Below are 13143 nucleotides of genomic sequence, written 5' to 3' on the forward strand. Positions count from 1 at the left end.
TGCCACCCAACAAGAGCAAAGCCCACAAAGTTTTCTAGTATCAAAGAATAGCCTTTCAATTTTTCACAATCGTTTTTTATCCTCACTCAAATACTTTTTACAATCATGTCTCTCAACCCTCAACAAGAAAAAATTCTTACTGCTTTTGTGAGTGCCCTTGCTCAGCAAGATGAATCTTTGCCACAGGGACTACAAAAGCAGCTCAATGCCATCGGTCAGAATTTGGAAGCTCGGATTGTGGAACTACCTACCATCGCAGCCAGCGTACCGAGTTTAAATCAGGCTTACCAGGTAGCTCTATCTAATACACAAACGGACAAAGGCTCCCAAGGCGCAACACTCGTTTCTATGAATCAGGATGGCAGCGCCAAAATAAGCGAACACGCTGCCCAAATTTTCTCAGATTCAGACCCGGTTCAAGCCGCTCAACGCTCCCAAAATCGAGGGTTAGGGCAAATTGCCACAAACCCGCTCAAGCGCTTCTTTGGCAAGGGTTAGGTAAGAAACAACAGAAGGAATCAGGCTAATACCAATTAAAGCCGTGCCTCTCTGGACTCCGCCCCTTAACCTCACCGCTGGTACTGTGACCGCTGTCTTCAGGACAGTCCTGTTTGTTCTGGAGAACTGACTCAGTAGGAGAGGCGATCGCTTCCACGCTGAAGGGGTGACGAACAAGCTGAAGGCTGGGTCAAACGAGCTTTTCACGCCTTCAGAGGCAGCGATCTCAATGACCCACTTGTGCCATAGTTTGACTCACCAGCCACCGCCATTGGCGAATAATCCGCCTCAAGATGACCTGTTCTGGCACCAAGACTTGTTCCACCACATCCTCATCCAGAATTTCCAGGGCGCTAGTGATCTGAGCCAGAGTAGCCAGTTGCTCAACCGTGGTGGAGGCAGCCTGATAAGCCTTCACCTTTGTCCCAATGTCTCCGAGGCGTAGGAGTGCCCTCAGCACGGTCGGACGGATAGAAAATTCCTGAACTGACAGCCACGAAACCATATCTTTAGCCCCCGCCAAGTCAGACAGATGGTCATAGGCCAAGAACGTAGCAAGCGCTTCAAACGAGTCGGCGATTTCTACACCACCTGGATACTGGCTTAAGCCAGCGTAGCTTTTTTCCCAGGCGAATAGGTTGAAATCCTTGGCTTCAAAAGTCTTGGTATAAGTTAGCTCATAAATCAGATCGGCAAAGCGAGTCAGAGGTGAACGCTGGCGATTGCGAACGAACCGGGTCAACCCCCAGACCAGATTTTCTGCAATTTGATTCATGCCAGCACCACTGCCATCCACTCGCTGATGTGCCAGTTCCCCTAACAAGACTTGTCGGGTTGTAGGCATTAGCTGCCAATCAACCCTCCTGACAGGTGCGAGAAGGTAAGTATTGAAATCCTCAGAAGTCAGCAAGTAATAGAGGAAATGCAGAGGTGCAGAGACCTTGTGTAGATGGGTTTGTAAGGCTCGCTGTGCCCAAGCCCGCTGAAACGGATTACGAGCAACATCTGCCACAAGGCGCAGCCCTTCCGGTTCCGAGGCTTGGAGGTGCGTTTGGAGGAATGCCTGGGTTCTAGGAACCGGCAAAACCAGTAATTCGTCCCATGCAGCCGGATGCCATTTTTCCCTAAACCGACCCAAGAGCGCCATCAGGAACTGAATGGGGTAAATCGGGAGGCGTAATGCCCCAATGGCAACTAGCAGATTGAAGCCGATGCTGACCGCTTCCCCTGCCCGAATTCCAGGTCGTAAGCGACCATTGAAACTCAGAGCTTCTGTGACCACACAAGCGACAACGATACCGACACCTATACCAAGAACTAGAGTAAAGACGATGCTGGCAAAGACCCCAGTTGCTGCGCGGCTCGAAAGTGCAAAGGCAACGCCCACGAGGAGGCCGAAGAGAATCCCAGAAATGATCGTGAGGGTGATGCTGATATTTCTCGCCTGGTAAACCACTTCGAGCATTGGATCGGCAGCAATCCGATCCGCCATCAAAAAGCCGACACAAAATCCCAGGCTGCCGATCAGGCCAATGAGCAGGCTGGCAGTAATATTGCCGATAATGCCCAAGGCAATGACAGCAATGGCTAAAATGATAGCGAGACTCACAGCTCCAGCCAGCACCATAAAAGTCAAGCCTATGGCGAAGGCTAAGTTCATGCCGATTCCCGTGCCAATCACGCCCAGCATTGGCTGTTCTAGGCCACGATTCAGGCTCCAGAGTTTGGGGGGGCCTTCAAAGGAGGCGGAAATTAGGCGTGCTGTTTTTGGCAATATCGCAATCGCCGTAACCCAGGCATGATGACCCGCGAAGGTATGCAGCGCTATTGCGCTGCTTAAGTCCCAAACTTTCAGGGTTTGGTCAGAAGAAGCAGAAACGGCTTGCTTGCCATCCGAGGCCATTGCTACACTCGTCACCCAGCCGCGATGACCCCTCAGGGTATTGAGCAATTTTCCTTGCTGGATATCCCAAACTTTTAGCGTTTGGTCGGCTGACGCAGAAACGGCTTGTGTACCGTCGGGGGATAGGGCAACATCGGTGACCGAGTTATTATGACCGGTTAGGGTGTAGAGTTCTTTCCCTTGCTCGATGTCCCAAACTTTTAAGGTTTTATCCGATGACGCCGAAATGGCCTGCTTGCCATCAGGGGTGAGGACGACCTTTGTGACCCAAGCGCCATGGCCGGTCAGGGTGTAGAGTTCTTTTCCTTGCTCGATGTCCCAAACTTTCAGGGTGCGATCGCCAGAAGCCGAAACCGCCCTTCGTCCATCGGGTGTGACCGCTACAGCCCAAATCACATCATTATGACCCGTTAGGGTTTGAAGCGGCGTTCCTTGATCGATATCCCAAACCATCAAGGTTTTATCTCCCGAAGAGGAGATGGCTCGATGCCCATCGGGGGTAATGACTACACGGCTCACCCATTCTTTGTGACCCTTGAGTTCGTGCAGTTGAGTACCTCGCCGGATGTCCCACACTTTCAGAGTGCGATCGCGGGACGCCGAGATGGCTTTGTGTCCATCTGAGGTGATGGCTACATCAGTGACACCATGTTCGTGACCGATCAGGGTGTGCATTTGAGAACCCCACTGCAAATTCCACACTTTCAGGGTGCTGTCAGCAGAGGGGACTTTGACTTTCAAGGCGCGATCGCCAGAAGCGGTGACGGCGATTTGTCCATTCGAGGACACCGCGATCGCATTCACCCAGGCGGTATTGTTGACAACTGTGATCGATTTGTACAGGAACAGCACTAACCCCACGAGTAGAGCCATTAACGCGATCGCCAACGGCAGCATGAGATAAATATTGCGATAGGCAGGGATTCTCCACGACTGTACAAATTTGCGGTAACCCCTCAATTGATAAACATCGGGAGCAGCTTGGTAGAGGTAGTGATGAAACGCGGTCGGACGAAAGTAGACCCAATAAGCGATCAGCCAATAATGGCGCAGATTCAACGGGCTCAAGATTTCTGGTAGGTCACCACTGGGCTTGGGAAAATTTGGCATAGTCAACAGCACCTGTGATTGTTACATCAGAGTAGAGGGGTTAAGTAAAGCGTCAAAGATAAAGGATGAGGCTGGTTAGCCACAAGGAGAGCCTTAGCGTAGCAGAAGGTTAGTGCAGGGAGGTATCGCCGAGTCCGGCATCTATCAGAATTCATACTTCATCCCTCATACTTCATCGTTTTTTAGTAAATGGCTCCTGGAAGATTTACACTAAAGGGTGCGTTATGGTTCGGAAATGGTTTCGTTAAGCTGTGCGGAAAATTGTCATTGCTGGTAACTGGAAAATGTACAAAACTCAAAGGGAATCCTCTGAGTTTTTGCAAAAATTTATGGCTGAACTGGAGCACACTCCCGAAGCACGGGACATTATTCTGTGCGCTCCTTTTACAGCATTGGACGTGATGTCTAAGAGTTTGCACAATAGTCGTGTGCAATTGGGTGCCCAGAATATTCATTGGGCGGAGGAGGGTGCCTTTACAGGCGAAATCTCCGGTTCCATGCTGACGGAAATTGGGGTTCGTTATGTCATTGTGGGTCACAGTGAGCGGCGTCAATATTTTGGTGAAACCGATGAAACGGTCAATCAACGACTCCTGGCAGCTCAGCGTCATGGGTTGACGCCCATCCTTTGTGTAGGCGAAACCAAGCAACAACGGGATGCTGGAGAAACGGAATCGATCATTTCCACTCAGCTCTCCAAAGACCTGGTGAATGTTGACCAAGGGAATCTTATTATCGCCTACGAGCCGATCTGGGCCATTGGTACTGGCGATACCTGCGAAGAATCGGAAGCCAATCGAGTGATTGGTTTGATTCGGAGTCAGCTCAAGGTTTCTGATGTCCCGATTCAATATGGCGGCTCCGTTAAACCCAACAACATAGATGCAATTATGGCTCAATCAGAGATTGATGGTGTCTTGGTTGGGGGAGCTAGCTTAGAGCCTGCTAGCTTTGCGCGAATCGTGAATTATCAGTAGAGCCTCAAAACAAGTATGAAGTATAAAATGATCTCGCCCACTCTCAAAGGCGAGGCTTGAGTACTGATTACGACTAGAGAGATTGGGGAATAGCTCGAATCCAAAATCCAAAATGGAAATGCGGGGACGTTCTTTTAATTGGGGAGAACGAACATATTTTATGGGCGTCTTAAACGTGACGCCAGATAGCTTTAGTGATGGGGGTGAATTTTATGCCCCAGCTGCCGCCTTGGCGCAAGCTCAACGTCTGGTGGAGGCAGGGGCTGATGTACTTGATATTGGCGGACAATCGACTCGACCGGGTGCACAGCAGGTTTCTGTTGAGGAAGAACTCCATCGGGTGCTGTCGGTGGTGCAGGTTGTGCGTGAAGCGAAGCTATCCCGCAGGGAATCGCATGTGTCGGTGCCAATTTCGGTGGATACGACACGGGCGGTTGTCGCTCAACGAGCCGTTGAAGCGGGTGCAGATATGGTGAATGACATATCCGGCGGCACCTTTGACCCGGATATGTTGTCCACGGTTGCTCAGTTGGGTGTTCCCATTGTGTTAATGCATATGCGAGGAACTCCCGAAACGATGCAGCAACTGACTGATTATCAAGATTTAATTGGAGACATCTATGGGTTTCTCGAAGGTCAAATCGCGGCGGCTGAACGTGCTGGAATTTCGCGATCGCGCCTAATCATTGACCCAGGCATCGGCTTCGCCAAAACCCTGGAGCAAAACTTGGAAATCCTGCGGCAACTGCCGACGTTTCGTTCCTTAGGGGTGCCGATTTTAGTTGGGGTGTCTCGTAAAAGTTTCATTGGTCGCCTCGTCAACCAACCAGACCCCAAAGGCAGAGTCTGGGGAACAGCGGCGGCTTGCTGTGGTGCGATCGCTGGTGCAGCAGACATCCTCAGAGTTCATGATGTTCTGGAAATGCGTGATGTCTGCCGTGTTGCCGACGCGATCTGGCGCAGGTAAAGCATCAAGGATGAAGGATGAAAGATAAAGGATGAAAAATCTATACACTTCATCCTTCACACTTCATACTTTGTTTCATATTTTTTATTGATCGTGGGGTCGAATCGAAGAACCATTGGCATAACCCCCATCAATGGGAGAATCACCAGTTCCGATCAAGTCTGTGATAGCTTCTGACAAGGCTTTCGGGTCCATGAACACCACCTTAGAGTTGGGGCTTTCACCCAATTTTTGATTGGCGTCTACATAACGTTGAGCGATCAGGTATTGCAAGACGGCCTTGCTATTGGGTTGCTCTAACAGCGCTTTTGAGAGCATTTCAATGGACTCTACCGTCCCTTGCGCTTTGAAAATCTCGGCTTGCTTCTGAGTTTCAGCCGCTCGTGCCTTGGCTAAGGACTCCAAAACATCGGCTGGTGGTTTCAGCTCTTGTACCTCGACGCGAATCACCTTAACGCCCCAGTCGTTAGCCGCTTCATTGAGGTGCACTAGCAGATTCCGATTGATATCGCTTCTGGAGGAATAAGTCTGGTCGAGTTCTAGTTCCCCAATGCTGGAGCGCAGTGTCGTTGTCACCAACTCTTCAATCGCTCTCTCCACATCTTCAACGTTGTAATAGGCTTTCATCAAATCTTCGACTTTCCAGAAGACAACCGCGTCTACTTCTACAGAAATGTTGTCCTTGGTGATGGCCTGCTGGGCTGGAATGTCTAGAACCTGTTCACGAATAGTATCCTCTACTGCAACTCGGTCAATAAAAGGAATGATGTAGTTGAGACCAGGTTCTAGTTTTTTATGAAACTTACCCAATCGTTCTACCAGGGCTTGGTTTCCCTGGGTGATAATTTTTGTCGAACCGATACTGTAGCCAATGACTACTAATATCATGGGGGCCAGAATGGACAGTATGGACTCCATAGTTTGTATGCTCCAGCTAGGAGGTTAATAGATTAACTAGGGTTGCGGCTCTAATTTTCTCTTAAATCTCTCTACAATAGTGTGGTTAAAAACCTAAAGACCAAGGTTTTGCTCTGATTTCAATTGTTACACCTTACCAGAACTAACCCCCAACCTCCTCAGTAAGGGTTTTGGCTTTACGAGGTAATAGCAGATCCAAAACAACTTGGAGGACGCAGGCAAAGGCTACTAGTGCCACCAAAACCAGAGATGACAACCCACTACCCGCCGCAGCGAGCATTAAAACAATTATTGCTGCTCCCAGACGATAGGCACTCAGGATTTTGCGCTGTCTGGTTGTCCCCAACGTACAAGTAATCAGATGGATGAGTGCCAGTACACTCAAGCACAGTGCCACAGCACCACAAAACAGCCACCGTGCTTCATTGGATAGAACGCCAGCTTGACTCGCGATAATTTGATCGACTCCTACACCCGTTGCGGCCAAGCCAATGGCTAAGGGAAGATGGGCATATAACCAGGTCATCGCGATACGTATCTTACCCCCCTTTACTGACCTGAGAGGGGAACCATCCACACTATCGAAATAAATCCACCATAGGCTGAATGCAATGCTCAGTCCAAGTAGGGCCGCCACCACTGATGAAACATCCCATTCCTTTTGTGCAACTCCTTTAACCACAGCGACGACTGATTCGCCCAGAACGATAATGGTAAATAGTCCTAACCGTTCGGCTATGTGGGAAAGACTCGGCGGGAATTGAGTCACCAAGCGACCAGCGGTTAGGGGGGTAGCAAAGTCTACAATTAACCCAACAAGCCATAGTCCGAAACGCCAAGGCAGGGGTACCCAGACGGAGACAACCCACAAAAATGCACTGATCGCAAACCCCCGGATGTACCAGTTGATTAACGGACGGGCGGCGCGAACAAAATATCCTGCACTCAGATACTGGAGAATTAGCAGGGTACGAAAGGCGGCATAGGAGAGGGCAAAGCCAGTAGAAGACTCGCCTAAACCATGATGCACATTCACTGCTAAGGCAGCAACGAGTGCTATCTGGAGTAAGGTGAGCAGGCGATGTCCTAAATCGTCGGTGTCGAAGCGAGTGGCGTAAAAGGTAGAGCCAAGCCAACACCACCAGATGGGTACAAACAGGGCAACAAAACCCAAAAAGCCGGATAACCCAACATGACCGTCCAGATAGTGGGCTAATTCGGCGATTGCTACCACAAAAATTAGGTCAAAAAATAGTTCCAACCAAGTAGCGCGTCGTTCCTCTTCGTTGTCTGCACTGACACGTAACCGAGGTGGTTCCCATAATCTTTTTGACATCCTGCGACCTCTTGAAAACTAGGATTATTGATTTGTTGAATTCTATTGGTTCTGGAGTGTTGTTGCCATCATCTCAGTCATACAATCACGGCTACAAGTAGGTACCCAAAATTAGGGTACATAACTTTTGGGGGGTAAAGCCCTAGATCATGTAGCCCGCCTTAGAGGCACCCTTGGCGATATCCATTAGAAGTGAAAAATCTAGCGAAAGATAGGTGACATAAAAGCAAATAGCTCGTATATTACCGTATTTCTAGAACATAAGATTTATGATGCAAGAAATGAATTGAAAGATTGAATTCTTGCAAGATCTCATCTTACCTGCAACGCCATTAGTCATCAGACGTGGCGTCTTTTTGCGTTCCTTCCAGGAACAAGAACCTATTCGTCTTCCATTTGTGAAGTTTTGTTAAAGATTATCTCCACAGGCAGAGTTTTGAAAAGTTTGAATCATTTCTGCCGATAGAGTTCCAGTATGGTGCTGCTGAAAGACTATTAGTTTGTAAGTTTCGTCTGATTTCGGACAAAACATTAAAACCAAACTATTAAAACACCTCATTTATTTGAATTTTCAGTAACACCGCTATGACATTCTTCAATCCCAACGCACCACTTTTATGCCAAAAGCCCAATGTCCTCACCCTATCCGATAGTCCTGGACTTTGGCGCTGTCACTGGCAAGTCGGAAGTATTACACTTGTTTCGACGTTTTATACAGCAGTCGATCAAGTCTGTTTAATCTGGGGCGTCATCTCACTCGCAATTTTTGGCACAGCACAATTTTGTCCCCTGAGTTGGACGACTCAAGCCATTTGGTGGTCAATCCTCTCCCTGATGGGGTCGCTTGCCATGCTGGTTTTGACACCCTCTTGGTTGAGAGAAGAGGGCTTAGGCTGGGTTCTCGATAGTTGGGTCTGTTTGATGTTGCTTGGAGTTGCCCTGACAGACTTCGGTATTTTCCTGGGTTGGGGAGCAGTATTAATCAATCTGTGTCCACTATGGTTAGGATTGGTGGCGCTGGGTTATCTGGGGACTGGGTTAGGGTTGCGATCGCGCGCATTAATCATCACAGGATTCGTTCACCTGCTGGCTATTGGGATTTTACCCTCTGTTGGCGCAATGCAATTTCTCGGCACTGGCATCATCATGGGAGGCAGTAGCGTCCTGTTAGCCGTGTTCCAATGGGACTCCTTTGGCACTTGTGGCGGTGAAGTCAAGAGTTAAACAACTCGCCTCTATCATGCGAGGAAACAAAGCCGCTTTTGAAACAGGCTCTTATCGATATGAACCACCTAGCCCCATCATCAAGAGGAACCAGGAGAGCCAAAGTGCGAAGATTAAGTAAATGATTAGGGCAAGGAGATTCAGTAATACTCCAGCTGTACTCAAAACCCAGTTACCTTGGTTTTTAAATGCCTGGATGGCCTTGATAATTGCCACGATATTTAGAACAAGAGTAGCGACCGCCGCCAGCCAAAACCCACAGACTAATGACACAATCGATGGCAACTCTAACCGAACAGTAGCAATAATCAGCAACCAAGCCAAAACTAGCAGACCGCCGCTTATCAGTTCTACAATTAAAAATTTCTTCCCACGTTTTATCTGCCTATAATCAATCATGCCGAGTGTGGCAATTAGCAACCCGTGCCCTAACGGCAATACACCCATAAATAATTTAATCAGCATTTAAGTTGCAGGGTGAGAAGCTGGGGAGGCTGGAGGAGAAGATTATGCAATGTTTTATGCACATCAACTTATCTGTAGATCGTTCAAGGTTAATGTAAGAGATTTGTCAAGAACGATCTTGGTTTCTTCAAAGTATAGCTGTCGCGATAAAGTTTAGGACAGATTTAACGGTTCTTGCGACCACGTACCAGTAATAAATCTTCTGCCTTGTGCCTTTTGCCTTGTGCCTTCTGCCTTTTGCTATATCACAATGTCTGAGTTTGGAATCAAAAAAAACAGGCTACGTGGTGGCGCAACCTGTTGCAAATTAGTATTTAGCATTGAGATTAGGTGGATTGAGCTGTTAACAACTCAGCAGGCAAGCGCTTAAACGCCAACCGTTCATTTTCCACATCCACAAAGATGGTGTCCCCATCATTAAACTCACCTCGCAGAATCGCCTTAGCAATTTGCGTTTCTAGTTCGCGTTGAATCGCTCGCTTCAGAGGACGTGCACCAAAAACGGGGTCATAACCCACCTCTGCCAAGAAGTCGAGAGCACTTTCCGACAACTTGAGAGACATCTTGCGATCAGCTAGGCGTTGTTCTAAGCGCTTAACTTGCAGTTGAACAATATGGCGCAACTGATGTTTTCGCAAGGAGTGGAAGATAATAATTTCATCAATCCGATTCAGGAACTCTGGACGGAAGCTCGATCGCATCGCATCCATGACTCGACTCCGCATCTCATCGTACTGACTGTCCTCGGTGGCAAGGTCTAGAATGTACTGCGAACCAACGTTGCTGGTCATGATAATCACAGTATTCTTGAAGTCTACCGTGTGACCTTGAGCATCCGTAACGCGACCATCATCGAGGATTTGCAACATCACATTGAACACATCGGGGTGAGCTTTCTCGATTTCGTCAAACAGAATCACTGCAAAAGGACGACGACGAATGGATTCGGTCAACTGCCCCCCTTCTTCGTAACCCACATATCCCGGAGGTGCACCAATGAGGCGGGAGACGGCGTGCTTCTCCATATATTCCGACATATCAATCCGCACTAAAGCATCTTCCGTGTCGAACAGGTAAGAGGCTAGCGCTTTTGCCAGTTCCGTCTTGCCAACACCCGTGGGGCCAAGGAAGATAAAGCTAGCAGTGGGGCGATTGGGGTCAGATAAACCTGCACGCGATCGCTGAATCGCATCGGCAACGGCTGTTACCGCTTCATCCTGTCCCACAACTCGCTCGTGCAACTCATCTTCGAGGTGGAGTAACTTTTCTTTCTCCGATTCCACCAGCTTGCTGATGGGAATCCCTGTCCACTTGGAGATAATTTCCGCAATGTCGGATTCTGTGACTTCCTCCCGCAGCAGGGATTTGCCACTGGTTTGGGTAGCAGCGAGTTGCGTCTCTGCCTCTTGTAGGGATTTTTGCAACTGGGCTAATTTGCTATATTTCAACTCAGCCGCCTTGTTTAGATCGTAATCGCGCTCGGCTTGGCTTATTTCTACATTGACTCGGTCAATCTCTTCTTTAATGCTCTGAATGTGATTGAGCACGTCTTTTTCGGACTGCCACTGAGCATTTAAAGTGCGTTGCTCTTCTTTGAGGTTGGCGAGTTCTTTTTCCAATCGTTCCAGGCGTTCAACAGAGGCGCGATCGCTTTCTTTTTGCAGCGATAACCGTTCCATTTCCAACTGGAGGATTTTGCGGTTAATTTCATCGAGTTCTTCCGGCTTGGAGGTAATCTCCATTTTCAGCCGTGCTGCCGCTTCATCGACTAAGTCAATCGCTTTATCCGGGAGGAAGCGATCGCTAATATATCGAGTCGATAACGTGGCGGCGGCAACTAGCGAACTATCCGAAATCTTCACCCCGTGGTGCAGTTCATAACGCTCTTTGAGTCCCCGCAGAATCGAGATCGTATCTTCTACACTGGGTTGATCCACATAAACCTGCTGGAATCGACGTTCCAATGCTGCATCTTTCTCGATGTACTTGCGGTACTCATCCAGGGTGGTGGCACCAATACATCGCAACTCACCTCGCGCCAACATGGGTTTGAGCAAGTTGCCTGCATCCATCGCGCCTTGAGTGGCACCGGCACCGACAACGGTGTGGATTTCATCAATAAATAGGATAAGTTGACCGCGAGAGTCGGTGACTTCTTTGAGTACCGCTTTCAGACGTTCTTCAAATTCGCCCCGGAACTTAGCACCCGCAATGAGTGCACCCATATCTAGGGCAATTAATTTACGGTCTTTGAGAGATTCGGGCACATCACCAGCCACAATCCGCTGCGCCAACCCTTCTGCGATCGCAGTTTTACCAACCCCAGGTTCCCCAATCAGCACTGGATTATTTTTGGTGCGGCGTGAGAGAATCTGTATGGTGCGGCGAATCTCATCATCCCGCCCAATCACGGGGTCAAGTTTCCCTTCACGAGCCGCTTGAGTCAAGTCACGTCCATATTTTTCCAGTGCTTCGTATTTGCCTTCTGGGTTTTGGTCGGTCACTTTTTGGTTCCCTCGAATTTGGTCAATCGCGTTCTTGAGCTTTTTCTCATCTAGTTTAAATTCTTGGAATAAGCCTTTACCAAAGCGATCGTCTTTAAGATACGCCAGGATCAGATGCTCGATCGAGATGAACTCATCTTTGTAGTCTTTGCGATAAGACTCTGCTCGATCTAAGAGGGTATCCACGCTGCGTCCGAGATAGACGGAGCCACTACTGCCAGAAACCTTAGGCTGTCGCTGGATAAAGCTTTCCGTTGCCTCACGCACTCGCTGCACGGGCACTTCAAGTTTATTAAAAATGCTATTGGCAAGTCCATCTTGCTCCAACAGCGCTTTGAGCAAATGTTCGCTTTCAAGCTGTTGTTGTTGAGTGGCTTTGGCAATATCTGGGGTACGTGCTATGGCTTCCCAGGCTTTTTCTGTAAATTGATTAGGATTAGTGGGTTGCATGATGAATTGTCTGGTTACTCTTCAATAGATAGATAATTTCTTTAACTAACGCCATTGTAAAAAGTTACTTGCCTACCGCAGGATCGGTGTTCCCGCCTTCCTAACGGGTTATTGCCGTCCTCGGATGAGCATTGCACACAGGACTCTAAGATGATCGTATGCAATTGATAGACACACTTCACACGGATCGCCTCATCGGCGATGCGATCGCTCATTGCTAGACTAAGGGCAGCAAGTAGGTAGCAGCAGATGGTTACTGGTGTAGGAATTACTGACGCTATCAAGAGCTTAAGCGATCTTCAAGTTCGCTGTAATTTGCGTCAGGCTGACAATGAGGGCTTTTTCAGGGAGTGGGTTGAAGATTTACCTGAACTCGATGAGCGGGAACAGGCTGGCATCGAACGCATTAAACAACGCTATGATTACCATCGCTTCGATGGTTTGTTGTTGGAGGGTACGATTAACCTTGTGGTGGTTTCGCCACTCTTGGAACTTGCAGGTTTTCTCGATCCACCCTTCCGCATTCGTTCGCCTTACGGTATTGCACTAGAACTGGACGATCCTGAAGAAACAATTCGCGGTTTTATCAATGTGCTAGTCGTACAGGAGCAACTTTGGATTTTGGTTGTGGAGTCAAAGCGGACGAGTATTCCAGTTCCGGCAGCTTTGCCGCAGTTACTAGTGCAGCGCGGCAGAAATAACCCACCAGTCTAGAGTGGGGTGACAACTAGGGGTAAACTTTAGAATAGCCTGTGTCATCAGGCTTGGTGTGAGTCACGATAACTTAAGCC

The 13143-nt window shown here is 48.6% G+C and carries 10 protein-coding genes; 5 read left to right on the plus strand and 5 right to left on the minus strand.

Annotated features, from left to right (window positions below; translation table 11 throughout):
- Positions 1-105: 105 nt before the first annotated feature.
- The gene (locus tag NDI48_29420) at positions 106-498 is read left to right on the plus strand and encodes a hypothetical protein (GenBank protein MEP0835285.1); all 393 of its coding nucleotides are present in this window, start codon (positions 106-108) and stop codon (positions 496-498) included.
- Positions 499-724: 226 nt separating this feature from the next.
- Here NDI48_29420 and NDI48_29425 read toward each other — a convergent pair whose 3' ends face one another.
- Positions 725-3511 carry a WD40 repeat domain-containing protein gene (locus NDI48_29425; protein ID MEP0835286.1) on the minus strand — a complete coding sequence of 929 codons (2787 nt, stop codon included), beginning with the start codon at positions 3509-3511 and terminating at the stop codon, positions 725-727.
- Between the two features lie 251 nt (positions 3512-3762).
- Between NDI48_29425 and tpiA the strand changes: the two genes are divergently transcribed.
- Together tpiA and folP are read left to right on the plus strand one after the other, a co-directional pair.
- Complete coding sequence (tpiA, locus tag NDI48_29430; GenBank protein ID MEP0835287.1) at positions 3763-4488, plus strand: triose-phosphate isomerase; 726 nt, start codon at positions 3763-3765, stop codon at positions 4486-4488.
- A 112-nt stretch (positions 4489-4600) separates the two neighbouring features.
- On the plus strand, positions 4601-5455 hold the full coding sequence (gene folP, locus NDI48_29435) for a dihydropteroate synthase (GenBank protein MEP0835288.1): 855 nt from the start codon (positions 4601-4603) through the stop codon (positions 5453-5455).
- Positions 5456-5539: 84 nt separating this feature from the next.
- Here the strand turns inward: folP and NDI48_29440 are convergent, their stop codons facing one another.
- Together NDI48_29440 and NDI48_29445 are read right to left on the minus strand one after the other, a co-directional pair.
- Positions 5540-6373, minus strand: a complete 834-nt coding sequence (locus tag NDI48_29440) for a paraslipin (GenBank protein MEP0835289.1) — start codon at positions 6371-6373, stop codon at positions 5540-5542.
- A gap of 142 nt (positions 6374-6515) precedes the next feature.
- Positions 6516-7709, minus strand: a complete 1194-nt coding sequence (locus NDI48_29445) for a low temperature requirement protein A (GenBank protein ID MEP0835290.1) — start codon at positions 7707-7709, stop codon at positions 6516-6518.
- 585 nt (positions 7710-8294) lie between these two features.
- Here NDI48_29445 and NDI48_29450 point away from each other — a divergent pair.
- Positions 8295-8933 (plus strand): hypothetical protein, encoded by a 639-nt coding sequence (locus NDI48_29450; GenBank protein ID MEP0835291.1) that lies wholly within the window; start codon positions 8295-8297, stop codon positions 8931-8933.
- 51 nt (positions 8934-8984) lie between these two features.
- Here NDI48_29450 and NDI48_29455 read toward each other — a convergent pair whose 3' ends face one another.
- Both NDI48_29455 and clpB read right to left on the minus strand, forming a co-directional pair.
- Positions 8985-9398, minus strand: coding sequence for a hypothetical protein (locus NDI48_29455; GenBank protein ID MEP0835292.1), 414 nt, complete (start codon positions 9396-9398; stop codon positions 8985-8987).
- Positions 9399-9724: 326 nt separating this feature from the next.
- Positions 9725-12352 carry an ATP-dependent chaperone ClpB gene (gene clpB / locus NDI48_29460; GenBank protein MEP0835293.1) on the minus strand — a complete coding sequence of 876 codons (2628 nt, stop codon included), beginning with the start codon at positions 12350-12352 and terminating at the stop codon, positions 9725-9727.
- A 249-nt stretch (positions 12353-12601) separates the two neighbouring features.
- Here clpB and NDI48_29465 point away from each other — a divergent pair, with 249 nt between their 5' ends.
- Entirely contained in the window at positions 12602-13066 is a 465-nt protein-coding gene (locus tag NDI48_29465) for a type I restriction endonuclease subunit R (GenBank protein MEP0835294.1), read from the plus strand.
- Positions 13067-13143: the final 77 nt, after the last annotated feature.

This window comes from Microcoleus sp. AS-A8 (assembly GCA_039962225.1).
Lineage (GTDB): Bacteria > Cyanobacteriota > Cyanobacteriia > Cyanobacteriales > Coleofasciculaceae > Allocoleopsis.